We start from the raw sequence: 23987 nt of genomic DNA, 5'->3' as shown, positions 1-23987 counted from the left end.
TCCGAGAAGGGAGCCACCGCCCGTTGCCTACGCCCGGCGGAGGACGTCCTCCACCGCGGCCAGCGACAGGGTCTTGTAGCCGACCGAGTCGAACAGCACGGTGATCCGGTCATGCTCGCGGCTCATGACCGTCCCCGGACCCCACTTCTTGTGCGTCACCTTCGCCTGCACGGGGAACCCTTCTTTGCCGGGGTCGGGCACGCGCTCGGACGCCTCACCGTTCTCGCAGGTGTCGCACGAGCCGCACGTCCCGGCGTACGGCTCGCCGAAGTATTCGAGCAGGAACCGGCGGCGGCAACCCCGGGTCTCCGCGTAGCCGCGCATCATGTCGATGCGCGAGTCGTCGACGCGGTGCCGCGCCTTGTCCAGCTCGATCGCGCGCGCGGCGGCCTGCTCAGGCGTCAGCGTGCCGGAGGCGTACCGCAGGTCGCCGGTGTCGGTCACGGAGAGCGCGCCGGCCCGTTCCAGCAGGTTGACGAGTCTGGTGAGGTGGGACGTGCTCACTTTGAGCAGCGCGGCCAGCTCGGCCGCGGGCACCGTGCCGGCGTGCTCGCGCGCCAGCGTCGCCACGCGCAGCAGCGCCTCACCGTCGGCCCGGCCGCCGAGGAAGAACCGGCGCAGGCCCAGATCCTCCTGCCGGTAGAACAGCACCGCCGAGGCCGGCGCGCCGTCCCGGCCCGCCCTGCCGATCTCCTGGTAGTAGGCGTCGGGCGACTCCGGCGGGTCGGCGTGCAGCACGTAGCGCACGTCCGGCCGGTCGATGCCCATCCCGAACGCCGAGGTCGCGACGACGGTGTCCACGTCGCCCTTGGTGAACAGCTCGTGTACGCGGGTGCGTTCGGCGGTCCGCATGCCCCCGTGGTAGGGCTCGGCCCGGCGGCCCCTGCCGGCCAGCGCCGCCGCGTACTCCTCGGTCTCTCTGCGGGTGGCGACGTAGACCAGGCCGAGGCCCTCGCGGGAGGCGGCGTCCTCGACCAGCGCCTCGCTCTTGTCCTCCGCGCGGACGAACCGCCGGACCTCCAGCGAGATGTTCGGCCGGTCGAACCCCCTGACGATCTCCACCGGGCCGTCCAGTCCGAGCGAGCGGACGATCTCCTCGCGGACGTTCGGCGCGGCGGTGGCGGTCATCGCCACCACCGGCGGATGCCCCAGACGCTCGATGACCTTCCCGAGCCGCTGATAGTCGGGGCGGAAGTCGTGCCCCCACGACGAGACGCAGTGGGCCTCGTCGATCGCGATCAGCGACGGCCCGGCCTGCGCGAGCCGTTCGACGACGTCGGGCTTGGCGAGCTGTTCCGGGGACAGGAACACGAACGCCGCGTCTCCGGCCGTCACCTTCTCCAGCCCGGCCGCCACGGAGGAGGTCGAGTTCACCGCCACGGCGCCGCCCGCGCCGGCCTTGAGCAGACCGGTCACCTGGTCACGCTGGAGCGCGATGAGCGGCGAGACGACGATGGTGGGTCCGTCGAGCAGCAGGGTGGGAACCTGGTAGACCGCCGACTTGCCGCCCCCGGTCGGCATGACGAGCAGCACGTCACGCCCGCTGAGTAAGTGCTGCATCGCCTCCTGCTGGCCCGGCCGCAGCTTCCGCCAGCCGAAGCGCTGCCGGGCTGTGGCGCGCAACCGCCGCCCCTGCCGCCCGAACCGGCCCTTCAGCCCCATCCACAATCCCATGCCACCCACCCTTCCATCGGTGGGCGGTCATTACCCGCACTGGCGGACCGCATGCGCCCCCCACTGCGCGATCAGCTTCACGCAGCGGAGCGTGCGCGCACACCGAGCTGGAGGCCGGTGCGCCGGATCGATCGCCAGGGGCGCATATTGCTTGCGATGATCCGTCGGCGTAGGCGAGACTCATCGGCAATCGCGAGGTGGGGCGGAGGGGACGATGAGCACCGCTGGCAAGGGCAACGCCTATCTGGAGCAGGTCGTCGCACAACAGGCGGTGCTCGAGGACGACCTCAGGGCGCGGCGCGGCGCCCCCGTCGGCGAGTCGGCGCCCATGGCGGGCCCGCTGGTCAAGCGCGAGCGGGCCCTCGGTGGTCCGGAACCCGAGAAGGCGACGCCGGGCCCGGTGGACGTCCGGATCACCGGCTTCTGGCGCTGGAAAAACGTGCTCGTCCCACCCAACGCCTTCGTCGTGCACACGCGCCGCGGCCGCGAAAAGCCGTTACACATCGGCCTGGGCGTGTCCTTCCGCTTCAACCCCGCCACGGACTCATTCTTGGTAGTCCCGGGCGCCACCCAGACCATCCTGATCAACGCATACTGCATCTGCCGCGAGCTGCAAGGGGTCTTGGTGCAGGGATATGTGCAGTGGGGGATCCAAACCTTCCCCACCGCCTACCGCAAACTGGACTTCGGCGACCCTGAGGACCCCATGCGCCTGGTCAACATCCAGCTGCGGGAGCAGGCAGAGGCGGCCATCAAGGACAAGGTCGCGACCATGGGCGTCCGCGACGTGCTGAGCGACAAGCAGCCCATCATCGAGGAGCTGACGGCCCGGCTGCGCGCCGTGGCCGAGGGCGAGGACAACGGCGACCAAGGGCTCGGCCTGCGCATCGTCACCGTCCAGATCAAGGAGGCGGTCGTCAGCTCGTCGCGGCTCTGGGAGAACTTGCAGAAGCCCTACCGGGCCGAGCAAGGGCAGATCGCCCGGCTCGCCGAGCTGCAGTCCGAAGAGGCGATCTCCCAGCGCGAGATGGCGGCCGAGCGGCTCAAGGAGACTCAGCGCCTGGAGTATGAGCGAGAGCTCGCCGGCCTGCGGGCCCGCAACGAGGCGTGGCAGTTCGACACCGAGGTCGCTGAGCGGCTGCGGCGTACCCAGCGCAAGCACGACGACTCCAGGGCGGTGGCGGAGCTGGAGACGGAGACGACCCGGCACGCGCTGCGGATGGAGCGCGAACGGCACGCGGAGGAGGCCGAGACCGGCAGGCTCAGGATCGAGCGGGAGCGGGAGCTCAAGCGCCTGGAGCTCGATGGCGAGCTGGAGCTGGCACGCTCCCGGGCGCTGGCCGACCACGAGCGGGCGCTGCTCGACGTGGAGCGGGCGCGGATGCGGGCCGATATCGACAACCAGCAGACACCGGCCAGCCTGCAGGCCAAGCTGATCGGTCTGCTGCCCGAGATCATGGCGCAGCTCCCCAAGCCGGAGGAGTTGCGCATGGTGTCGATCAACGGCAGCGACCGGACCACCGTGTCGGGCCTGCTGGCGGAGCTCGCCGTGGTGGTCGGAGTGTTGCGCTCGGCGATCGACGGCGACAGGCCGGATTCCTGATCACTTCGGCGCGCGGTGGTTGTGCCGGCGCCGCCGGCACAACCACCGCAGCGGATCGTTCGCGGTCAGGCGCCGGCCGTGTCCAGCCGGGCGAGCTGTTCGTCGGTGAGCTTGACGTCGAGTGCCGGCAGGGCCGCCTCGTACTGCTGGAGAGTGCGCGGCCCGATCAGCGGCACGATCGTCGGTGCGGTCTGGTGCAGCAGCCAGGCGAGGACCAGCGCGTTCGGGGTCACGCCGGCCTCGGCGGCCACCTCGGCGACCGCGGCCAGCCGGGCGTCGGCGTCCGGCCCCTGGTACGAGTCCATCGCCCAGTGGCCCTCGCGCTTGACCGGGTCGTCGTAGATGCCCTTGAGGATCGGGGAGTACGCGACGAGGGTCAGGTCGTCGTGCGTCTGCAGGTAGTCCAGCTGCTCGTCGTCCACGATGGAGACGTTCCGGAGCCCGGCGCGGCGCCGCAGGTAGGAGTGCTGCTGCTGGAGCGCGACCGGCGCGGGCCAGCCGTGCTGGGCGCACAACTGGCGGATGCGCTCCAGCCGCCACGTGCGCACGTTGGACCAGCCGATGTAGCGGGCCTTGCCGGCCTGGACGATGCCGGCGAGCGCCTCCAGCGTCTCCTCCAGGGGCGTGGCCCGATCGTCGACGTGCACGTAGTACAGGTCGACATGGTCGGTGCCGAGCCGGCGCAGGCTGCCGTCGATCGCATCGCGCAACGTCTTCGCCCCGGCCCCGACGAACGTCCGGTACGCGACACCCCAGTCCGGCTGATCGTCGACCCAGACCGCGTCCAGGTCGCGAGGGACGGCGCTGCCCTTGGTGGCCAGGAACACCTCCTCGCGCCGGCCGGTCCTGGCCAGCCAGCGGCCGATCAGCTCCTCGCTCTGGCCGCCGTAACTGCCCCGGTGCTCCCACCAGCAGTAGCAGTCGGCGGTGTCCAGGAAGTTGCCGCCGGCCTCGACGTACCGGTCCAGCATCGTGACGGCCTCGTCCTCCGGCGTGACGGTACCCATGATCATGCAACCGAGGGCGAGCTGGCTGATCTGTTCGCCGGTACGGCCAAGCTGCACGGTCTTCACGTGACATCCCCTTCGTCGGCTCTCGAAGCACTTTCCGGCATGCCCTCGACGCTAGAAGCTTGAGCGCACTCCAGGTCAAGCCCGCTCGCGTGCACTTGTGAACCGACCGGTTGACGCGGTAGAAACGTCCGACACATTTTCCAGCCCTTGATACAAGCCTTACGTTGCGAGAGAGCGCTCTCTCAGTCCGGCCGATCTCTGGCCGCCCCTGCAGTGGAAAGGACGAACCGTATGACGACCCAGCCTTTCGGCGATGGGAGTCGCACGCGGCGGCGCCCCGGCCGCCCGCAGATCGGCCGGGCGTTCACGTTCGGTCTCGTGCTGGCGACCGCCGTCATGACGGCGGGAACGGCCACCGCCGCATCGTCGCCCCCCGGCGTCCCTGATCTCGGGCCGAACGTGACCGTCTTCGATGCGAGCATGCCGGTCGGCCAGATCCAGGCGACCCTCGACGCGGCACACGCCGCCCAGGTCGACAACGAGATGGGCACCACGCGCCACGCCTACCTCTTCAAGCCGGGAACGTACGGCACCGCGGAGCACCCCCTCCAGATCAAGGTCGGCTACTACACCGAGATCTCCGGCCTGGGCGCCTCCCCCACCGACGTCGTCATCAACGGCAAGGTCGAGGTCTACAACCGCTGCCTGGCGGACGGCGGAACCGGCAACTGCCTCGCGCTCGTCAACTTCTGGCGCACCCTGTCCAACCTGTCCATCAACGTCAACGCGGCCGGCCAGGACGGCTGCAGGGGGTCGGCGAACTTCTGGGCCGTCTCCCAGGCGGTGTCCCTGCGCCGGCTCGACATCAGCGGCGGCAACCTGTCGCTGATGGACTACTGCACCGCCGGCCCGCAGTACGCCAGCGGAGGCTTCATCGCCGACTCCAGGCTGCCGTCCGTCACGAACGGATCGCAGCAGCAGTGGCTGACCCGCAACAGCGAGGTCGCCGGCTGGTCGAACGGCGTGTGGAACCAGGTCTTCTCGGGCGTCGTCGGCGCGCCGGACGACGCCGCGTTCCCGAACCCGCCCTACACAACCCTCGACGCCACCCCCGTCAGCCGGGAGAAGCCCTACCTGTACGCCGACGCGCAGGGCAGGTACAAGGTCCGCGTGCCCGCCGCCCGGAAGGACACGCGTGGCATCTCGTGGGCCGAGGGCATGACGCCGGGCCGTACCCTGCCGATCAGCGACTTCTTCGTCGCCAAGCCGTCGGATTCGGTGCAGGTCATCAACAACCAGCTCGCGCGCGGCAAGCATCTGCTGCTCACGCCCGGCGTGTACGACATCGCGCGGAGCATCGAGATCAAGCGCCCGAACACCGTCGTCCTCGGCCTCGGGCACGCCACGCTCACCGCCGTCCGCGGCTCGACCCCGATCGACGTCGCCGACGTACCCGGCGTCGTCGTCGCCGGCGTGACCATCGACGCGGGCCTGGAGAAGTCGCCGGTTCTGCTGCGGGTGGGCAAGAAGCACGGGAAGCGCTGGAGCTCGCCGGACAATCCGGCGACCCTGTCCGACGTGTACTTCCGGGTCGGCGGACCGCACGTCGGCAAGACCGACATCGCCCTCGAGATCAACAGTGACAACGTGCTCATCGACCACACCTGGGTGTGGCGCGCCGACCACGGTGTCGAGGGCTTCACCGACACCCAGCGCTGGAACACCAACATCGGCCGCAACGGCGCCGTCGTCAACGGCGACCACGTGACCGCGACCGGCCTGTTCGTCGAGCACTTCCAGCAGTACAACACCATCTGGAACGGCGACGACGGCACGACGATCCTGTACCAGAACGAGCTGCCGTACGACCCGCCGGCCCAGGCGGACTGGATGAACGGCGGCGTCGAGGGCTGGGCCGGCTACAAGGTCGGCGACCGCGTGCGGACACACAGCCTCTACGGCGGCGGGGTCTACGTCTTCAACCAGAACAACCCGCAGATCCACACCGAGAACGGCTTCGAGGTTCCGCAGACCGCGGGCGTCAAGCTGCACCACATCATGACCGTCAACCTCAGCGCCGGGACGATCGACCACGTCGTCAACGGCGTGGGCGATGCGGCCGACACGACCAAGGTCGGCGCGCCGGTGTACGTGGCGGATTACCCGGCCCCGTAGGGCCCGTCCCGGTGGGCCGGAGTCTCCGTGCCCAGGCCCACCGTCACGCTGGACGCTCCAAGCCCGTCTCGCGCCGACGCAGCGTGACATGGTGTTCACGGATGACTGCGCAGGATCGTAGAGTGTCAGGATGACGGTTGAGATCACGTGGCCGGCCAGGCACACGGGACATGACCCGACCATCCAGCACTGACTCATGACAAGGATCACCCCCCATGTCTCAGATCAGTCCTCCCAGTCCTACCGAGGCCGGTAGCGACGGCCAGCCCAGTCTGAAGCGGGTGATGGGCCCAGGCCTGTTGCTGCTGTTCATCATCGGCGACATCCTCGGGACCGGCATCTACGCGCTGACCGGCCAGGTCGCCGGCGAGGTCGGCGGCGCCGCCTGGCTGCCGTTCGCCATCGCCTTCATCGTCGCGCTGATCACGGCGTGCTCCTACCTGGAGCTGGTCACGAAATACCCGGAGGCCGCGGGCGCCGCCCTGTACGTGGACAAGGCCTTCGGCAAACACGCCCTGACCTTCCTGGTGTGCTTCGCCGTGATGTGCTCGGGCATCACCTCGGCCTCGGCGGCGTCGCGGGCCTTCGCCGCGAACCTGGCCGCCGGATTCGGCCTGGACGTCGGAAACGGCGTCATCCTGCTGATCGCCGTGGCCTTCATGCTCCTGGTCCTGGCCGTCAACCTCCGAGGCGTCGGCGAGAGTGTCAAGGTCAACATCGTGCTCACCGCGGTCGAGCTGTCGGGGTTGCTCCTTGTCATCGTGCTCAGCATGTACTTCATCCTCGGCGGACAGGCGGACTTCTCCCGCGTCGTCGCCTTCGAGACCGCCGCCGACAAGAGCGTGTTCCTGGCGGTCAGCGCCGCGACGTCGCTGGCCTTCTTCGCCATGGTCGGTTTCGAGGATTCCGTCAACATGGCGGAAGAGACCAAGAATCCGACACGGATCTTCCCCCGCATGATGTTCACCGGCATTGGGATCACCGGGCTGATCTACGTGCTGGTGTCCATCTGCGCCGTTGCGGTGGTCCCCGTCGGCCAGCTCGCCGACAGTGAAACGCCCCTGGTGACGGTGGTGCAGACCGCGGCGCCCGGGGTTCCGATCGCCGACCTGTTGCCGTTCATCTCGATGTTCGCCGTCGCCAACTCCGCGCTGATCAACATGCTGATGGCCAGCCGGCTCCTCTACGGGATGGGCAAGCGGGGCGTGCTGCCTCCCTTCCTGTCCAAGGTGCACCCCTCCCGGCGCACGCCACATGCGGCGATCGTGTTCACCACCGTCCTGGCCATCTGCCTCATCACGTTCGTCTCGCTGGTTCCCGACAGCCCGGTCGTGGCGTTGCTGGGCGGTACGACGTCGCTGCTCCTGCTCGCCGTCTTCGCCCTCGTCAACGTCTCCGTTCTCGTCCTGCGCAGGGACCAGACCGCTACGGAGCACTTCAACGCGGGCCGCGTCCTCCCCGTGGTGGGCACGATCACGTGCCTCTACCTGGTCCTGCCGTGGTCCTCCGGGCGTCCGGCCGGCCAGTACGAGATCGCGGGGGTCCTGCTGGCGATCGGCGCGATCCTCTGGGTGATGACCTGGTTGTCCCGCAAGAGCAGGGCGTGACCGAGCGGCGACCGGCGCTGCGCCTCGGGCGGGGCGCCGGCGGCGGTCGCCGTGCTCAACTGCACCTTTCGGCCGGTGGCGGCGTCGTGGGCAGGGTGAGGCCGGTCTGGCCGAACCACTTCCGCAGCAGCTTCACGGCCGTGCCGTCCCGCCACATCTTGGCGACCGCCCGGTTGACCGCCTCACACGTGGCCTTGTCGCCCTTCTTCAGCCCGACCCCGTACCTCTCGTCGGTGAACGGGTCCTTCAGCAGCTTGTACTGGTCAGGGTTGTGGCTGGAGAGGCCGGCCAGCATCATGTCATCGGTCGTCACCGCGTCGAGGTCGCCGGTGCCGAGCTTGTACACGCACTCGGCATAGGTGTTCGCGCCGACGAGTTCGGCGGGCAGGCCGAGCTGCCCGTCCGGGGGCGGCTCGACGATCCGCTGGTAGGAGTTGGACCCCGGCACCTGGCAGATGCGCCTGTGCTTCAGGTCGGTCGCCTTGGTGAGGTCGGAGGCGTCGGCCCGCACCATGGTGTCCTGGTGGGCGATGACGTACGGCCCTCCGAAGGTCACGTAGTTCTTGCGGGCCGCAGTGATGGAGTACGACGCGACGATCATGTCCACCGCGCCGTTCTGGAGCATCGCCTCGCGGCTCGCCTGCCGCGACTCCCGCCAGGTGATCTTCACGTCCCGGCCGCCGGCGAGCTCTTTCACGAGATACTTGGCGACATCGACGTCGAAGCCCTCGGGATCGCCATGCCCCTGCTTCAGGCTCAGGTTCGGCTGATCCCACTTCGTGCCGATCGAGACCTGCCCGGTCTCTCTGATCTTCTCGGCAACACTGACATAGGTGTCCGCATGGTCGCATGCGGCCACGCCAAGCGCCGTGACCACGGCGGCGAGCAACGCCCCTGTTCGACGCATCAGCATGGTGGGGGACCTCTATCTGATCTCTTCGGGTCGTGTCCAATCGATAGAGCGTGCCACAGGCGACGCAAAGAGCACCCTGATCATTCGTATCGCTATGTCCATATCGTCCAAATATGCGATGTGCGCAGCCTCGCACGGGGCTGGAGAGTCACACGTGCCTGGTGAGGTTTCGCGGGGGCGCCCTGGATCAGGGGCCGACGACCGGGTGAGAGGCGCCTGGTCGCCGGTCCGGGCAACGAGTCCGGTGCTCACACCTTCCGGCCGACGCCGCCGTAGGCGTCGAGCTCGCGGCCGTTCGAGTGCCAGTGGTTGACCGTCACCACGCCCGGCTCGACCAGCTCCAAGCCCTCGAAGAAGCGTGCGATCTCCTCAGGCGTGCGCTGGATGTAGGCGACGGCGCCGCTGTCGTTGTACTGCTCCTGCGCCTCCACCCCTGCCGCACTGTGCACGTTGGTGCCGTCGTTGAGCGCCAGGTAGCTGCCCGGCGCCAAGGCGTCCATCAGCCGTGCGACGATCGACAGCGCCTCGTCCAGGCGGGCGATGTGGCCCATGATGCCGCTGAGGTTGAGCGCCACGGGCTTGCTGAAATCGAGCGTGTTCGCGGCGGTCTTCAGGATGGTGTCGGTGTCGCGCACGTCCGCGTCGATGTAGTCGGTGGCGCCCTCCGGCGCGCCGACCAGCAACGCACGGGCGTGGACCAGCACGAGAGGGTCGTTGTCGACGTAGACGATCCGCGACTCGGGGGCGATGCGCTGGGCGATCTCGTGGGTGTTGTCCACCGTGGGCAGGCCGGTGCCGACATCCAGGAATTGCCTGATGCCCGCCTCCTCGGTCAAGTACGTGATGGTGCGGACAAGGAACGCCCTCGACGCGCGGGCGAGCTCGACCACTTCGGGGAAGGTCTTCTTGTACTCGTCCCCCGCAATGCGGTCGACCTCGTAGTTGTCCTTGCCGCCCAGCCAGTAGTTCCAGATTCGGGCAGAGTGCGGCACGTTCGTGTCGATCATGGAGTTCTCCTTCCGGGGCTTCCGTCCAGGCACTCGCGCATCGTGCCCTGGGCCTGTCTCGTCGGCCTGTCCTCAAGTCTGCGATCAATTCTGATTCTCGTGGGGGACATTCCGTACAAAGAGACAGTGCTCCTCTTTGAGACGTGATGGAGACGGCATGGTGATCATGTAGCCCCGCGCGGCTCCGATCCGCCGAGACCGGCCCCGCCGGCTCGTATCAGGGACGGCCGGGCGCGCGGCGCTCCCAGCCCGCCGAACGCCAGGCGTCCGCGTGGAGCGCGGGACGCTAGCCGAGCAGGGCGCGGACGTACTCGCCTATCGGCTGGGTGGGGCGGCCGGTGAGCTCGCGCAGGGCGCCCGGGGTGTCGGCGAGCCAGCCGCGGGAGATGTTGACGTCCACGTCGGCCATCACGTCCGGCATCGGGGCCGGCAGACCCGCACCGGCCAGGACTCCCGCGTAGTCGTCCTTCGGCAGGTTCTGGTAAGCGATCTCCTTGCCGGTGACCGCCGAGATCTCGGCGGCCAGGTCGGCCAGGGTCCAGGCGGTATCGCCGGCCAGCTCGTACACCTTGCCCTCGTGGCCGTCCCCGGTCAGCACGGCGGCCGCGGCGGCGGCGTAGTCCGCGCGTGCGGCCGCGGCGATGCGGCCGTCGCCGGCGGCGCCGTACACGGCGCCGAGCTGGGGAGCCATCATGATCGACTGCGCGTAGTTCTCGTGGTACCAGTTGTTACGCAGGAGCGTGTACGCCACTCCGGACGCCTTGATGTACTCCTCGGTCGCCTTGTGGTCGGCCGCGAGGGCCGCTTCGGTGCTGTCGGCCTTGGGCGCGCTGGTGTAAGCGAGCACGGCCCCGGCCTCCTTGGCCGCGTCCACGACCGAGGCGTGCTGCCGCACCCGGTTGACCTCGAGGCCTGAGATGAGCAGCACCTTGGTGGCGCCCCGCAGCGCGTCCTTGAGCGTCTCCGGCCGGTCGTAGTCGGCTTCGCGTACCTCGACCCCGAGGTCGGCGGCCTTCTCCGGAGTGCGCGCCGCCGCGACGATCCGTTCGGCGGGAACGCGCTTCTTCAGCTCCTCGATCACCAGACGACCCAGATGCCCGCTGGCCCCTGTCACCACCATCATGATTACTACTCCCTAGTACCGGCGATTCAGTTAGTACTTTCTATCAGAAAGTGCTGCGAGCGCGTAAGCTGGCACCTATGGAGGAGGATTTCGAGAACCTGGTGGCCGACGTCTTCTCGCGCAGGTGCACCTCGCGCACGGTGCTGGAGACGATCACCAGCCGTTGGTCGATCCTGGCGCTGGCGGCCCTGTACGAGGGGCCTTACCGCTTCAACGCGCTGCGCCGCCGCGTCGACGGGGTGAGCGAGAAGATGTTGTCCCAGACCCTCCAGGCCCTGGAACGCGACGGCATGGTGCTACGGGAGGCCGAGCACACGATCCCGCCCAGGGTCGAATACAGCCTCACCGCACTCGGCCGCGAGGCCGCCGAGCAACTGATCCCGCTGATCTCCTGGGCGGAGGGCCGCATGCCCGAGGTCATGTCGGCACGCGAGGCCTATCAGGGACGCTAGGCCTGGTTCCGCACGTCTCCCGGGCCAGTCGCTTCATGGGTCACAGCGTGGCGCGGCGGCCAAGAGCCGCCGCGCCACAGGTGCGGTGTCGCGGGCGTTCGGTGGTCAGCTCGCGCTGCAGGAGACCGTCGGCCAGGTCGTGTTGCCGTTGTGCTGGATCGTCACACCCCAGTTGTTGCCGCTGCCGTTGGGCCTGGCGGTCAGCACCTGGGCGCTCGGGTAGCTGGCGCTGATGTTCCAGGAAGCGATGATCTTCGCTGGGGACGGCACGTTCATCGTCACGGTCCAGTTGCTCGAGCCGCTGACCGAGACGTTGAGGTTGTACCGGTCGCTCCATTGCTGGCCCGCGGAGAGCGTCGCGGTGCAGCCGCCGCCGGGGTTGCCGCCGCCGGGGGAGCCGCCCACCGTGATATTGGAGCTGCCGCTGCTTTGATATCCCTCTGTTGCGAGGATCATGTAGTCATGGCTGCCCAGGTTCATTCCATAACGGGCCCATGCGTCGAAGTGGTTGCCCGACGTTATGGTGCCGCCCGTCTTCTTGGACTGCCGGACGCTCCAGTACTGATTGAAGGTTCTCGTGCCCTCGATGGAGGGGGCGTTGTATCGCGTCGTCTGGTAGATGTCGTACGTACCACCATCGCTGGTTACCGTGCCCTTGTACGTCCCCGTGGGCCGATAGGTGCCCCAGTTGTCGACGATGTAATACTCCACGAGCGGGTTTCTCGTCCAACCATAGAGGGTCAGATAGGCGTTGCCGGACGGATTGAAGCTGCCTGAGTAATTCACGGCTCTGCGTCCGCCGGGGTTCCAGCCCTTACCGGCCACGAAATTCCCGGTGTTGCGCCATGAGGTGCTGTAGTTGCCGCCGGATCCCAGTTCCATGGAGACGGACCCAGGGCTGTCGGTCCAGAACGAATAGAAGTAGCCGTTGTTGGTGCCCGTTTGATTGGAGGTTATGGGGGCCGCGTTTGCGATGCCGGGCGGCATCGCCAGGGCCACGACCAGTGCGACGGCTAAGGCGCAGGCACGACCTAGGAGCAGCCTGACGCGGCCGCGTGCGCGGCTCTTCGGATGGGTGGGGGCGCCGTTCATGTGCGTGCTTCCTCCTCGTGAAGGCCGACGGGGCGGGCAGTTCGGTCCGGTGGGGACGAAACTATCGGTGCAGTGGCGAAAGTATCGGCCGGGCTCTCTAGCTTGTCAACCAACTCCGATAGCTATAGAGCCCGCGAGAGCACATTAGTCCTGACCAAGTGCGAGATTGACTGCTGAAATTTTCGCGTGTCATCCGAAACTTGCCACCCGAGGCGACGGTATGGGGCGAGATCAGGACCGGTTCGCCTCGCTCATCTGATCCGCAAGCACCACCGAGGGATATCTGGTGCTTTGCCGTACCGACATGCACCGATTTCGCTACTGTCACACCGACCACGCACGAGAGGAGTTCCCGGATGGGACGCTTATCCTGCGTTCTCGCCGCCGTGCTCACCGCGACCTCGCTGCTCCCAGCCCATGCCCTGGCACAATCCGCCCAGAGCGGGGAGAGCACCGCGGCCGTCCTCGTGCCCGCGAAGGTGATCAGAGGGAAGGCGACCTTCTACGAGCTCCAGTCCGGGGCCGGTAACTGCTCCTATCCGTCGCCTCCCGCCGGCAACCTCTACGCCGCGCTCTCCCCGCGCGAGTACGCCGCCGCGGCCGCCTGCGGCGGCTACCTGAACGTCACCGGGCCGAGGGGGACCGTCCGGGTCAAGGTCGTCGACCAGTGCCCGGAGTGCCCGGCGGGGCACATCGACCTGAGCCGTACGGCCTTCTCCCGCGTGGCGAACCCCGGCAACGGCATGGTGGGGGTCACGTACCGCCCGGTCCGCAACCCGCGCGTCGGCAGGCCGCTCTCCTTCCGCGTCAAGGAGGGGTCGTCGCAGTGGTGGCTGGCGCTGCTGGTCATCGACCATGGCAACCCGCTCACGTCGGTCGAGGTGAAGGCCGCCGGCGGCGCGTGGCGCAAGCTGGCCCGGGCCGACTACAACTACTGGATCGCTGAGTCCGGCATGGGCCGGGGCCCCTTCGCCGTGCGGGTCACCGACAACCGCGGCCACCGGGTCACGGCCAAACGCGTCCGTCTGGCCCCCACCGTCATCCAGCGCACCACCACGAGGATGTACTGACGACCCGGCCCTGCGCCCACATGCTGGCCGGCGCCCTCGCAGGAGGTGTACGACGACGAGGCGATCAGCCCATGCCGCCCAGGCGGCCTTCCAGCATCAGCAGGAGCTCGGACAGCAGGGCCGCGAGCTCCCGTTCGCGCTCTGCGGGCAGGCCGGACAGCAGGGCGGTCTCGTATTCGAGCTGCTGGGGCATCAGCCGCATGATGAAGTCGCGGCCACGCTCGGTGAGCGACAGGTGGGCCACCCGGCGGTCCCGGTCGTCGACGCGCCGGGCGACCAGGCCGATCTCCTCCAGGCGCTTGACCCGCTTGGTCACGGCCGCGCCCGAGGCGAACGTCTCGCGGGCCAGCCTGCCCGGCGTCAGCTCACCGCCCACCCTGAGCAGGGCGCACAAGAGGTCGAACTCCGCGCGGTTCACCCCGGCGCGGCCGAGTGGGGCGTCGGTGGCCTGCTGCAGCAGAGCGGCGCAGCGGTTGAGCCTGCCGATGACGGCGATGCTGTCGAGGTCGGCGTCGGGGAGGACCTGCCGCCATTGGCGCAGCACGATCGCCACGGCGTCCTCCACGCTCGATCCTCCCTGTCCGGGGTGTCCGATGGCACTGATCGTACGCGCCCGTCACCCGGGTCGGGCGATCAGCTCGGCCAGCCGGTGGTGACCGGCGCGCTCGGCGGCGGCGATGCGCTCCTGCGGCAGCGCCGCGCTCCACCACTCCCCCGCCGCGATGTCGGCGGCCGCGCAGGTCCACCAGCGCGGCCCGGAGCCGGTCGGCGGTGGCGCGCCATCCCGACCACCCAGGCCACGACCCCGCCCAGCACCCCGAGTCCCAGCTGCACGGGAACGTCGGCCAGTCGCTGCGGCACGAAGGCGGCGCCGGCGGCGACGAACGTCAGAACGACGTTGCCCGGCGGCCCGATCCGCGTCACATCACAGGCCGCCTTGTGCAGCCCGGCCAGCAGCGCGGCCACCGCCACCCGGATGACGACCGAGTCGGTGAGCGCGGCCGTGACGAGCGCGACGCCGGTGCTCGACGACATCCCCGCCACCACCCACCCCAGCGCCCTGGCCCGCGCCGCGTACGGCAGGCCGTGCCCGTACAGGGCGCACATCGCGCCGCCGGCGGCGTACAGGGCCAGGTCCAGCCGGCCCGCCACGAGCAGCGGGAGCAGGACGACGGCCATCGCGGCCACCGCGCTGAGCGCGGGCTTGTGCCAGATGTCACCGAGCGGCGCCAAACGCAGCGCGGCGCGTACGGGCGTGCGGACGCGCCACCGGAACCGGGGCAAGGGGATGGCACTCACCCTCAAAGTTTAACAGATGTTTTACCAGTGAATAATCCACGCGGAGTCGCGCATTCGGCCCGACAAACTCTGGCCCCCGGGCTACCGGTCTGCGAGATGCAGGGCGAGCTGGGTACGATCGCGCAGGCCCAGCTTCCGCAGCACGCTTGAGACGTGGTTCTTCACCGTCCCTTCGGTGATGAACAGGCGGGCGGCGATCTCCCGGTTGGTGGCGCCGGCGGACACCATCCGCGCCACCTCGAGTTCCCGGGCCGATAGCAGTTCCTGGCCGCGGAACGCGCCAGGCACGGGTGTCCGGCGCAGGTTGGCGACCAGCCGGGCGGCGACCGGGCTGCTCAGCACGGTCTCGCCGCGGCTCGCCCGCATGATGGCCGCGACCAGCTCGTCGGGCGAGCAGTCCTTGAGCAGGTAGCCGACGGCGCCGCCACGCAGCGCTCCGAAGATGTAGTCGTCCTCGTCGAAGGTGCTGAGCACGATCGCCGCCACTGAGGGATGCTCGGCCGTCAGCCGGGTGATCAGCTCCACGCCGTCCATCCGCGGCATCCGGGCGTCCACGAGCGCCACGTCGGGGCGGTTCTCTCGGGTCGCTGCCAGCGCGCTCACGCCGTCGGCGGCCTCGCCCACGACTTCGATGCCGTCCTCGATCTCCAGCAGCTTGCGCAGCCCTTGCCGCATCAGCTCCTGGTCGTCGACCAGCAGCACCCGGACCGGGCTCACGCCGGCAGCTCCGCGCGCAGCTCGAAGCCCTTGGCCGCGTTGCCGCTGGTGAGCGTACCCCCGAGGGCCTCGACCCGCTCGGCCAGCGAGCTCAATCCGAACCCATGGCCATGGTCGTGACCCTTGCCATCGTCGGCGACCACGAGCACGACCCTCCCCTTGCCGAACGTCAGTGTGCCTCGTACGGACTCGGCTTCGGCGTGCCGCAGGGCGTTGGTGAGCCCTTCCTGCAACACACGGTAGAGCACCAACTCGGCATCGGGCTCCAGGTGGCGTTCGGCCCCCGTCACCTCGAAGGTGACCGTGAGGCCGGTGCCGCTGAAGGAGTCCGCCAGCCGCTGCAGCGCGGCACTGCCCAGGTCACCGTTGAGGGCGAGCGGGCGCAGCGCGCGTACCCAGCGGCGGGCGTCGGCCAGCGCCGCCACGGTGAGCTCCTTGGCCTGGCGTACCTCCTCCCAGGCGGCTGCGGGCCGGCGGTCGCGGAAGCGCTCGGCGTTCTCCAACCCCACCTTGATCACGGTCAGGTGGTGGCCGATCGAGTCATGCATATCCGCCGCCATCCTGGTGCGCTCCTCGGCCACGGTCAGCTCGCGCACCCGCTCGGCCAGGTGCCGGGCTCGCAGCACCGCCGATGCCATGCCCATCGAGAAAGCGGCCAGCACCGCGACCACCGCCGTCTCGGCCAACGCGTACATGATGGTCCTGCCATAGAACAGCGGCACGACCACGACCGTGATCACACCGAACGCAGCGAGGATGGCAGTGGCGACCCGCATGCCGTACACGAAGGCGAGGTTGGCCACGCCGATGAGCAGCAGGGGCATCTGCGTGCCGACCGCCCCGGTGAGCCCCAGAACGAACGTGCCGGCCAGGAAAGCGGGAGCCACCAGACGACGTCCGCTGCCCGGCCGCCACGGCATCACCGGCCACAACCCGCACAGCAGCGCGACGTCGGCGAAAAACAGAACCCGGTCCCGCGCGCCGCTGGGCATCGCCAGGTTCGTCACGACCGTGGCGCCGAGCACCACCCAGAACACCACGCTGAGGAGAGCCGGACGATCGGGGTCCCGCAACCATGCCATGCGGACAAATCTACGATCCCGCCGAACGCCTGTGATCCCACCTCCGTCACCATGACGTTGGTCATGGCGATCTCTATCCCCGGCCCGATGCGCCCTGGACCTGCGCGTACCTACCGTTCATGGCGTGAAAACCCTCTGGTCCGTTGTCCTCGTCATCGTCGCCATGCTTGCCCAGGCACTCATCGGCTCCGCCCCCGCGTTACTGCTCCTCGGCCAGGCGAACCCGCTGCGACAGCCACTCGGCGCGCTCGGCATCACGCTCACCGCGCTCCTGCTCGCCTACCTCATCCGCCGCTTCCTCGACCGGCGGCCATGGGCGGCACTGGGCTGGCGGAACCCGTCACACATCCTGCTCGGCGTGCTCGCGGGTGCCGTGCCCGCGGTCGCGGCGAGCGGGCTCTCCCTCGCCGTGGGCGCGTCCACCTGGGTGCCGGTCGACGTCTCCCTCTATGCCGGGCTGCCCCTGCTCGCCGTCGTCCTTCTGCTCAATCAGGCCTTCCCGGAAGAGCTGCTCTGGCGGGGCCACCTCGTCGACACCCTGTCGGTACGGCTGTCGCCGCAGGCAGTCGTGATCATCTCCTCGGCCGGATTCGGCGCCCTGCACATCTTCTCCCAAAGTGACGCGGACACCCTCGCCGAAAAGCTGTTCTTCGTGGTCATGGCCACGGCGCTCGGCTTCGCGTGCACGGCGGCGCGGGTACGCGGCGGCGGGCTCTGGATGGCAGTCGGCGTGCACTGGGGCTTCCACCTGGGCATGCGCGTGCTGCCCCTCCAATCGGTGCACTTCGGCGTCACGCTCGTGCTGCTGACCGTCACGCTCGCGCTATCGGGAGCCATACTGCTCAGGGGTCGGGGCTCGATCTCACCTGATCCTCGGGTGAGCAACCGGGTGTCGACCTGACGGAGTCCCGGTCAGGGGCGGCGGAGATGCCAGGCCTCGTCCTCCGGATCGCCGGCAACTCGTCCATCCCTCGCGTCATCCGCCGGCCTCTCACGCACGAAACGTCCGTTGGGGGCACGGACGACACGGGGGCTTCCATGGAGATTCGATCCCTGCAGTATGCCGTGACGCTGGCGGAGGAGCTCCACTTCGGGCGCGCGGCACGGCGGCACCACATCGCCACGCCACCCTTCGGGCGGCACATCAGGCGTCTGGAGCGGGAGCTGGGCCGCACGTTGTTCCAGCGTTCGAGCCGGCGGGTGACGCTGACGCCGGAGGGCGAGCGTTTCGTCGACCGGGCCAGGGCCATCCTCGCCGACATCAACGAGCTGGCCGCCAGCCTGCGCGCGGACGGCGGGATGCCCTACGCCCGCGAGCCGCACCGCCACTCCGGTCCGCCAAGGCCCTGCTCGTGCTGGGGAGCCCGACGCCGGTCAACGTAGCGCTGGACGGCAGAAAGTTTCGGAACGCCAGGCCGGAGCAAGGCGAAAACATGTCGGCCGTCCGGATGCACCTGCGCCTGACAGTCGGCGCTCCCTGGCCCGCCCCTCACGAGTCCGGGTGGGCCGGGAGCCTGGCGCGTCAGGCCAGGACGACGCCCTGTTCCCGGGCGCGGAGAAGATCCCACCCTGTGATCAAGCGGCCATCCCAAAGGATATGACGCGCTGGATCGCTGGAAGAGGGCGTTCAAAGGACTCCACATACTCCTCGGCTTCGGCTCCACGATCATGTCCTCCGAGATCAGCGGTCAACGGCTGGCCGAGTACGCCGCGGAAGGCCAGCTCGTGCTCACGGCCTGGCTGCGAACGGGCCGGGAGATCCAGAAGACCACCAACACGAAATGCCCTCCCCAGGGCCCGGTCATCTGGGCCGGGGCGATGTGGGTGGAGGGAGGTGGCGCGAGTCCCGTGGACGACCATCTTTGGGGCTTCGGCTCGGTGTCTCCCGATCCGGTCACGCGGGACGCGGTCGTGGCCATGTGGACAAGCTGCTGATCAGCGGCCGGTGCGCAGGAGCACCGGACCGAACAGTCCCGTGCCGCGCTGGCCGGGGAAGACGAAATGGGTGGGGCTGACCTCGTCGAGGTACGAGGCCAGGGTGCCGAGGACGAGGACCTCGACGACGTTGCCGCCGTCGTCCAGCTCGACGTCGAAGACGTACGGCGAGCAGACCCTGATCCCGCAGGGCCGGCCGTTCACCGTGACCTCCGCCGTGCCCCTGACCCGGCCCAGGTCGATCACGCCCGGCCCGGCCTGGGCCGTGACGGTGACGCGGTAGCGGACGCCCCCGCTGTACCCCGCCAGGCCGTGATCCTCCCAGTCCCCCAGCCGCATCCGGCCCGGCCCGCAGGTGAACCGGACCGGCCCGGTGAACGCGGCTCCCGACTGCGTGCCGGGCACCGTGGTGAGGCTCAGCTCACGGCAGTCCCGGCTGACCTCGACGGGGACCGTCGCGTCCACCTCGACGCCGGTCACGCCTGGGGGCGGATCCAGGAGGAAACGTTCGCCGCGCGGGCGGCCGCCCGGCACGGCGAACGTGGCCGGCACGGCAGATGGCCGGCCGTCGAGCCAGCAGGTCTCCGGCAGCGGGTGCGGTCGGGGGCGCAGCCAGAGGGCGGCGGGGTCGCCGTGCTGGCGCCGGCGTACCCGGGGCCGGGGCGACCAGCCGGGACCGGAGACGGCCAGGCCGTCGACCAGGACCCAGCCGTCCGACTCGATCCTGATCGTGTTGCCGCCGGGGCGCAGCAGGGAGGACACGTCGTAGCGGCGCACACGCGGGATGTCGGCCTCCGCGTAGGGGTCGAAGCCGCCCTGCCTGCCCGCCTCCTCGCCGTTGACGAGCACCCGGCAGGACGCGGTGGAGGCCACCTGCAGCACCGGCGATCCGCCCGCCGGCACGGTCGTCTCCAGCGGCGCGCCGGCGATCCACTCCGGGCGGGCGGCGTCGGCGGGGTCGGCCGCCAGGCACGCGTAGGCGCGCAGGTCGTGCTCCTCGTCCGGGACGAGCAGCAGCTCCATCAGGTGCTCACCGGGCGGGAGCGGCGAGAGCGTGACGGCGGCGTAGCCGGCGTCGTCGAGTGGCTGCTCCTCGCCGTCGAGCCAGAGGGTCTTGGCGGCGCCCGCGCCGATCGCCAGCCAGGCGGGGGCGCCCGGAGCCACGGTGAGGACGCTGCGGAAACGGGCCTCGCCGCCCGCCGGGACCCGGCCGAACGCGAGGAACTCCACCGGGACGCGCCCCTTGGGGCCGAGCGTCTCCCGGTGGACGGGATCCTTCTGCAGGCCCCGTGAGGTCGACCACACCGAGGGCGTCCACGGGCCGTCGCCGACGCGCTGCTCTCCGCGCGGCCCGAACGTCACGTGGACGGGCTCGCCGGCCGGCGTACGCAGGGTCCAGCGTTCGACGCCCGCGCCGCCGCCGAAGTCCGACCAGGTGTCATCGAGGGTCGGAACGAGCTCGATGTCCCACTCGTCCCCGAGATCCACCTCCACCTGGTACGTCACCGGGGGCGCCGGCGAGGGGTCGGTTCCGTCGAACACCAGGAGCGCGGCGGGCCCGTCGTCGAACGGCACGACCACCTCCACCGTGTCGCCGTCGCGGGTGTGCGGCAACGGGACGGGGTCGCCGCCGGCGAAGGGCCGGGCGAGCAAGGGGGTGCCGGACACGCCTCTGATGGTGACGCGCATGTCGCGGGCGTACCTGGCGGGGTCGAAGTCGATCACGGCGTCCAGCCAGCCGAGCTCCACGCCGCGCTGTTCCGGCAGGGCGACGCCGATCGTGCCGGCCATCGGGAAGGCGGCCGTCAGGAACACCAAGGTGACGTCGCCGGCTTCGCGGACGAGCGCGGGCACCGGCGCCTCCACCCTGCGGGGCAGCCCGGCCAGCGCGTCGCCCAGGTCGGCGGCGTGCTCCACGAAGCGGACCCGGCCCGCGTCGGCGTGGGGCCGCAGGGCGTCGGCGACCGTCCCCACGGCGACCAGCAGCCCGCCGTTCGCGGCGAACTCGCCGAGCCGGGCGGCGACGTCGGCGTCGAGGACGGTGACGGCGGGCATGATGATGGCGCGGTACGCCTCCTCGGCCACGGCCATGCGCCCGCCCTCGACCGCGGCGCGCCGCACCGAGTCCTCGTCGATCACGTCGGCATCGAGGCGGAGGCGGTCGAGCACGCCTGGCTTGGTGGCGAACCACGCCATGTCGCCGACGATCTCCCGGTACACCTCCTGCGCCCGCCGAGCCGCGGCGCCCACCCCACCCGCCTCCGGCGCCGCAGCAGGGGCGCCGTCCAAGGGGGTGCTGTCCAACGGAGCGCCGTCCAACGGGGCGCCGTCCAACGGGGTGCCGTCCAACGGGGTGCCGGACTGGGCGGTGGCGGTGGGGAGAAGGACGGCGATGTCGCAGGCGTGGCGGCCCAGCGACAGCGCCGCGCACAGGCGGGTGACGGCGTCGGCGAAGACCCGATGGTGCCGCCAGTACGGCTGCCGCCAGTCCGTGGACGGCGGGGCCCACTCCCACCAGCCGCGCCGGGTCGTGTAGTAGACCGCATGCGGGTTGTACAGCGTGGCCCCCGCCCGCAGCCACGGCAGCAGCCAGTCGAAGGTCTCCTCCAGCGTGCCGCCCCACCCGCTGGAGTGGAACGCCTCGATCCAGGTGCGCGGCCGCCCGTACAGATGGGCGAGGGAGGAGTGCAGGCGGGCGTCGCCGTGATGGTCGGAGCCGGGCGCGCCGAACCAGCGGTGCGTACGCGCGTAGTCGGCGTACAGCGCCACGCCCTCGACGGGATGCCCGGCCCGGGCGGGATCCTGCTGGTCGCAACCATGAAGGAGCCCGTGCCGCTCGTGCCACTCGCTCAGCGGCCTGAAGAACGCCTCCTCGGCCAGCTCGGCGCGGGTGCGCTGGTACGCGTGCCAGTCCGGCTCGGCCGGCGAGAACTCCGCGCCCCGCCGGGCACGGTACTCCTCGGCGAAGCGGGCCGACCAGGTCGGCAGGGTCGGCAACTCGTCCTGGAACGACCCGGCGATCACCCGCCCGAACCAGTGTCCGACCCGCCGCTCGAACTCGCCGTGCACCCGATCGAGCAGCACCGCGCACGCCTCACGCGACAGGTAGTCGAACCCGCGCAACGTGACCGACCCGTCGGCGCCGAGCCACTGCCCGGCGAACGACGGATGTTCCTGGACCAGCCGGGCCTGCAGGTCCGCGCCGGAGAAGCCGATCTGGTCGTAGAACCACAGGTAGGCCCCCAGCTCGTACGCGTCCGCGCACACCCCGTCGAACAACTCCCACCACGCCTCGGACAGGAACGGCGGGTCGTCGGCGTCGGCCCCGAACGCCGGCCCGGACGGGGCGAGATTGAGCACGACGAGGTTGCGCACTCCCCCGGCCACCAGCCGCTCCAGCTGCCAGCGCAGCCGGTCCCGGCGCAGCGGCTCGCCGCTCCACCACCAGATGGCCGCCGGCGAGTACGCCCGGGGCGGGTCCCGGAAGACGCCGAAGACGTCGGAGGCGTTCACCCTTTGAGCCCGCTCGAGAAGCCCTTGATGACGTAGCGCTGCAACGCCAGGAAGACCACCACGATCGGCAGCGCGCCCAGCACCAGCCCGGCGAAGACGAGGCCGTGGTCGGAGACGTACTGGCCGACGAAGGCGAAGACGCTGACCGGGACCGTCTCGAAGCCGGACCCGCCGAGGTAGACCAGCGGGGTGAAGAAGTCGTTCCAGATGAAGACGGCGTTGAGGATCAGCACGGTGCCGGTGATGGGCCGCAGCAGCGGGAACACGACGCGGGTGAAGGCCGTCAGGTGCGAGGCGCCGTCGATCTGTGCGGCGCTGGCGTACTCGCGGGGCAGCGCCCGGATGAACCCGGTGTAGAGGAAGACCGTGAACGGCAGCTGGATGCCGGTGTAGAAGAGGATCATCCCGGCGTGCGTGCCGATCAGCCCGAGGTCGCTCACCAGCTCGTACAGCGGGATCATGCCGAGCTGGAAAGGCAGCACGATGCCCAGCAGGAACAGGATGTACAGCCCGTAGCCGAGCCGGCTCTGGACGCGCGCCAGGAAGTACGCGGCGAACGAGCCGAGCGCGATGAGCGCGACCAGGCTGACCACGGTGATCACGGTGCTGTTGACCAGGGACGGGCCGAGCGCCGCCGCCGACCACGCGGAGCCGTAGTTGTCGAACGTCGGCGGGTCGGGCAGCGCCAGCGGCGACCGGGAGATCTGCCCCGGGTCCTTCAGCGACAGCGAGACCAGGCTGTAGACGGGGAACAGGAAGGCCACCGCCACCGCGATCATGACGATTTCCAGCAGGAACGTCCTTCTCATGCGGTCACCTCCCGGCGGCGCAGGTAGTAGACCTGGACGAGCGAGACGGCGGCCACGAACAACGCCAGCACCAGCGCGACCGCCGTGCTGTAGCCGAACTTGCCGAAGACGAACGCCTGCTTGTACAGCACGGTCGACAGGGTCTCGGTGGCGTAGCCGGGGCCGCCGTTGGTGGCGGCGAAGACCTGGTCGAAGAGCTTGAGCCCGCCGATCGTGGACAACATCAGGTTGATCGTCACGGCGGGGGCCAGCAGCGGCCAGGTGACGTAGCGGAAACGCTGGAAGGTGCCGGCGCCGTCGATCATCGCGGCCTCGTGCAGCTCCCGGGGCACGCCCTCCAGCCCGGCCAGGAAGATGACCATGGAGTATCCGGCGTACTGCCAGACCACCATGCCGGCGATCGACCACAGCGCGACCGACGGGTCGCCGAGCCAGTCGACGTGCAGGCCGAGCAGGCCGTTGAGCCCGGCGGACGGGTCGGGGTTGTAGATGTACTTCCACAGGAACGCGACCATGACGGGGCTGACCACGACCGGCGAGAAGAAGATCACGCGGAGCAGGGCCCGGCTCTTGAGCCTGGCGTGCACGCCGAGCGCCAGCAGCAGCCCGACGCCGTTCTGGACGGCCACGATGGCCACGGTCAGCAGCAGCGTGTTGCCGATCGAGCCCATGGCCTGCTCGTCGCCCAGCAGGGTGCGGAAGTTGGCCAGTCCGACGAAGGACATGTCCTGGCCGATGCCGCTCCAGTCCGTGAACGCGTACACCACGCCGCTGACCGCGGGATAGAGCACGACCAGCGCGTACACGACGAGCGCGGGCGCGGCGAAAAACCACGGCGGGGCGGCGGCGCTGAAGCGGCGCCGCCGCCCGGCGTGGGCGGGGCGCGCCCGCCCGGCGGTCACA

General features: G+C 69.9%; 21 protein-coding genes. 8 read left to right on the top strand and 13 right to left on the bottom strand.

The window, feature by feature from the left end:
* Nucleotides 1-27: 27 nt before the first annotated feature.
* On the bottom strand, nucleotides 28-1674 hold the full coding sequence (locus ETD86_RS02495) for a RecQ family ATP-dependent DNA helicase (RefSeq protein ID WP_138664430.1): 1647 nt from the start codon (nucleotides 1672-1674) through the stop codon (nucleotides 28-30).
* A 214-nt stretch (nucleotides 1675-1888) separates the two neighbouring features.
* On the opposite strand from ETD86_RS02495, the gene ETD86_RS02490 reads away from it, so the two are divergent.
* Nucleotides 1889-3277, top strand: a complete 1389-nt coding sequence (locus tag ETD86_RS02490; protein WP_138664429.1) for an SPFH domain-containing protein — start codon at nucleotides 1889-1891, stop codon at nucleotides 3275-3277.
* Between the two features lie 65 nt (nucleotides 3278-3342).
* On the opposite strand, the gene ETD86_RS02485 is transcribed toward ETD86_RS02490, so the two are convergent.
* Nucleotides 3343-4350, bottom strand: coding sequence for an aldo/keto reductase (locus ETD86_RS02485; protein WP_138664428.1), 1008 nt, complete (start codon nucleotides 4348-4350; stop codon nucleotides 3343-3345).
* A gap of 231 nt (nucleotides 4351-4581) precedes the next feature.
* Between ETD86_RS02485 and ETD86_RS02480 the strand changes: the two genes are divergently transcribed.
* Both ETD86_RS02480 and ETD86_RS02475 read left to right on the top strand, forming a co-directional pair.
* Nucleotides 4582-6465: an adenylyl cyclase gene (locus ETD86_RS02480; RefSeq protein WP_211369778.1), complete on the top strand. Its 1884-nt coding sequence runs from the start codon at nucleotides 4582-4584 to the stop codon at nucleotides 6463-6465.
* A 215-nt stretch (nucleotides 6466-6680) separates the two neighbouring features.
* Complete coding sequence (locus ETD86_RS02475; protein WP_138664427.1) at nucleotides 6681-8072, top strand: APC family permease; 1392 nt, start codon at nucleotides 6681-6683, stop codon at nucleotides 8070-8072.
* A gap of 55 nt (nucleotides 8073-8127) precedes the next feature.
* Here ETD86_RS02475 and ETD86_RS02470 read toward each other — a convergent pair whose 3' ends face one another.
* From ETD86_RS02470 to ETD86_RS02460, 3 genes are all read right to left on the bottom strand, one after another.
* Nucleotides 8128-8985, bottom strand: coding sequence for a glutamate ABC transporter substrate-binding protein (locus ETD86_RS02470; protein ID WP_138664426.1), 858 nt, complete (start codon nucleotides 8983-8985; stop codon nucleotides 8128-8130).
* 248 nt (nucleotides 8986-9233) lie between these two features.
* Nucleotides 9234-9992: an SAM-dependent methyltransferase gene (locus ETD86_RS02465; protein ID WP_138664425.1), complete on the bottom strand. Its 759-nt coding sequence runs from the start codon at nucleotides 9990-9992 to the stop codon at nucleotides 9234-9236.
* A 286-nt stretch (nucleotides 9993-10278) separates the two neighbouring features.
* Nucleotides 10279-11115, bottom strand: a complete 837-nt coding sequence (locus ETD86_RS02460; protein ID WP_138664424.1) for an SDR family oxidoreductase — start codon at nucleotides 11113-11115, stop codon at nucleotides 10279-10281.
* A 77-nt stretch (nucleotides 11116-11192) separates the two neighbouring features.
* Between ETD86_RS02460 and ETD86_RS02455 the strand changes: the two genes are divergently transcribed.
* Nucleotides 11193-11567 (top strand): winged helix-turn-helix transcriptional regulator, encoded by a 375-nt coding sequence (locus ETD86_RS02455; protein ID WP_138664423.1) that lies wholly within the window; start codon nucleotides 11193-11195, stop codon nucleotides 11565-11567.
* A 105-nt stretch (nucleotides 11568-11672) separates the two neighbouring features.
* Here ETD86_RS02455 and ETD86_RS02450 read toward each other — a convergent pair whose 3' ends face one another.
* Nucleotides 11673-12659: a glycoside hydrolase family 11 protein gene (locus ETD86_RS02450; RefSeq protein ID WP_138664422.1), complete on the bottom strand. Its 987-nt coding sequence runs from the start codon at nucleotides 12657-12659 to the stop codon at nucleotides 11673-11675.
* Nucleotides 12660-13015: 356 nt separating this feature from the next.
* Between ETD86_RS02450 and ETD86_RS02445 the strand changes: the two genes are divergently transcribed.
* Complete coding sequence (locus tag ETD86_RS02445) at nucleotides 13016-13729, top strand: expansin EXLX1 family cellulose-binding protein (RefSeq protein ID WP_138664421.1); 714 nt, start codon at nucleotides 13016-13018, stop codon at nucleotides 13727-13729.
* Nucleotides 13730-13793: 64 nt separating this feature from the next.
* Here ETD86_RS02445 and ETD86_RS02440 read toward each other — a convergent pair whose 3' ends face one another.
* From ETD86_RS02440 to ETD86_RS02425, 4 genes are all read right to left on the bottom strand, one after another.
* The gene (locus tag ETD86_RS02440) at nucleotides 13794-14294 is read right to left on the bottom strand and encodes a MarR family winged helix-turn-helix transcriptional regulator (protein ID WP_138664420.1); all 501 of its coding nucleotides are present in this window, start codon (nucleotides 14292-14294) and stop codon (nucleotides 13794-13796) included.
* Nucleotides 14295-14362: 68 nt separating this feature from the next.
* Complete coding sequence (locus ETD86_RS02435; RefSeq protein ID WP_138664419.1) at nucleotides 14363-15028, bottom strand: hypothetical protein; 666 nt, start codon at nucleotides 15026-15028, stop codon at nucleotides 14363-14365.
* Nucleotides 15029-15109: 81 nt separating this feature from the next.
* Nucleotides 15110-15745 carry a response regulator gene (locus tag ETD86_RS02430; protein ID WP_138664418.1) on the bottom strand — a complete coding sequence of 212 codons (636 nt, stop codon included), beginning with the start codon at nucleotides 15743-15745 and terminating at the stop codon, nucleotides 15110-15112.
* Complete coding sequence (locus ETD86_RS02425; RefSeq protein ID WP_138664417.1) at nucleotides 15742-16827, bottom strand: sensor histidine kinase; 1086 nt, start codon at nucleotides 16825-16827, stop codon at nucleotides 15742-15744. Before ETD86_RS02425 ends, ETD86_RS02430 begins: the two co-directional genes overlap by 4 nt.
* Nucleotides 16828-16951: 124 nt before the next feature.
* On the opposite strand from ETD86_RS02425, the gene ETD86_RS02420 reads away from it, so the two are divergent.
* The 3 genes from ETD86_RS02420 to ETD86_RS02410 all read left to right on the top strand — a co-directional run bounded on the left by ETD86_RS02420 (nucleotide 16952) and on the right by ETD86_RS02410 (nucleotide 18762).
* A complete protein-coding gene (locus tag ETD86_RS02420; RefSeq protein ID WP_138664416.1) occupies nucleotides 16952-17728 on the top strand; it encodes a CPBP family intramembrane glutamic endopeptidase in 777 nt (258 codons plus the stop codon).
* A 137-nt stretch (nucleotides 17729-17865) separates the two neighbouring features.
* On the top strand, nucleotides 17866-18210 hold the full coding sequence (locus ETD86_RS02415) for a LysR family transcriptional regulator (RefSeq protein ID WP_138664415.1): 345 nt from the start codon (nucleotides 17866-17868) through the stop codon (nucleotides 18208-18210).
* Between the two features lie 222 nt (nucleotides 18211-18432).
* Nucleotides 18433-18762 (top strand): DUF6345 domain-containing protein, encoded by a 330-nt coding sequence (locus ETD86_RS02410; protein WP_281286861.1) that lies wholly within the window; start codon nucleotides 18433-18435, stop codon nucleotides 18760-18762.
* Here the strand turns inward: ETD86_RS02410 and ETD86_RS02405 are convergent, their stop codons facing one another.
* Genes ETD86_RS02405 through ETD86_RS02395 form a run of 3 tightly spaced genes read right to left on the bottom strand, consistent with a single transcriptional unit; the run spans nucleotide 18763 to nucleotide 23986 of the window.
* Nucleotides 18763-22275, bottom strand: coding sequence for a hypothetical protein (locus tag ETD86_RS02405; protein WP_138664413.1), 3513 nt, complete (start codon nucleotides 22273-22275; stop codon nucleotides 18763-18765).
* A complete protein-coding gene (locus ETD86_RS02400; RefSeq protein WP_138664412.1) occupies nucleotides 22272-23084 on the bottom strand; it encodes a carbohydrate ABC transporter permease in 813 nt (270 codons plus the stop codon). The genes ETD86_RS02405 and ETD86_RS02400 overlap by 4 nt, the downstream gene beginning before the upstream one ends.
* Nucleotides 23081-23986 (bottom strand): carbohydrate ABC transporter permease, encoded by a 906-nt coding sequence (locus tag ETD86_RS02395; protein ID WP_246147541.1) that lies wholly within the window; start codon nucleotides 23984-23986, stop codon nucleotides 23081-23083. The genes ETD86_RS02400 and ETD86_RS02395 overlap by 4 nt, the downstream gene beginning before the upstream one ends.
* Nucleotide 23987 lies beyond the last annotated feature (1 nt).

Source organism: Nonomuraea turkmeniaca (genome assembly GCF_005889735.1).
Taxonomy (GTDB): domain Bacteria; phylum Actinomycetota; class Actinomycetes; order Streptosporangiales; family Streptosporangiaceae; genus Nonomuraea; species Nonomuraea turkmeniaca.
The sequence above is the reverse complement of the archived record's forward strand: the minus strand, read 5'-3'. Positions and strand labels throughout refer to the sequence as shown.

What these genes read in the sequence shown, in the direction of transcription:
- ETD86_RS02495 (WP_138664430.1), bottom strand. Translation starts at nt 1,674, where the DNA reads ATGGGATTGTGGATGGGGCTGAAGGGCCGGTTCGGGCGGCAGGGGCGG.
- ETD86_RS02490 (WP_138664429.1), top strand. Translation starts at nt 1,889, where the DNA reads ATGAGCACCGCTGGCAAGGGCAACGCCTATCTGGAGCAGGTCGTCGCA.
- ETD86_RS02480 (WP_211369778.1), top strand. Translation starts at nt 4,582, where the DNA reads ATGACGACCCAGCCTTTCGGCGATGGGAGTCGCACGCGGCGGCGCCCC.
- ETD86_RS02475 (WP_138664427.1), top strand. Translation starts at nt 6,681, where the DNA reads ATGTCTCAGATCAGTCCTCCCAGTCCTACCGAGGCCGGTAGCGACGGC.
- ETD86_RS02470 (WP_138664426.1), bottom strand. Translation starts at nt 8,985, where the DNA reads ATGCTGATGCGTCGAACAGGGGCGTTGCTCGCCGCCGTGGTCACGGCG.
- ETD86_RS02465 (WP_138664425.1), bottom strand. Translation starts at nt 9,992, where the DNA reads ATGATCGACACGAACGTGCCGCACTCTGCCCGAATCTGGAACTACTGG.
- ETD86_RS02460 (WP_138664424.1), bottom strand. Translation starts at nt 11,115, where the DNA reads ATGATGGTGGTGACAGGGGCCAGCGGGCATCTGGGTCGTCTGGTGATC.
- ETD86_RS02455 (WP_138664423.1), top strand. Translation starts at nt 11,193, where the DNA reads ATGGAGGAGGATTTCGAGAACCTGGTGGCCGACGTCTTCTCGCGCAGG.
- ETD86_RS02450 (WP_138664422.1), bottom strand. Translation starts at nt 12,659, where the DNA reads ATGAACGGCGCCCCCACCCATCCGAAGAGCCGCGCACGCGGCCGCGTC.
- ETD86_RS02445 (WP_138664421.1), top strand. Translation starts at nt 13,016, where the DNA reads ATGGGACGCTTATCCTGCGTTCTCGCCGCCGTGCTCACCGCGACCTCG.
- ETD86_RS02425 (WP_138664417.1), bottom strand. Translation starts at nt 16,827, where the DNA reads ATGGCATGGTTGCGGGACCCCGATCGTCCGGCTCTCCTCAGCGTGGTG.
- ETD86_RS02415 (WP_138664415.1), top strand. Translation starts at nt 17,866, where the DNA reads ATGGAGATTCGATCCCTGCAGTATGCCGTGACGCTGGCGGAGGAGCTC.
- ETD86_RS02400 (WP_138664412.1), bottom strand. Translation starts at nt 23,084, where the DNA reads ATGAGAAGGACGTTCCTGCTGGAAATCGTCATGATCGCGGTGGCGGTG.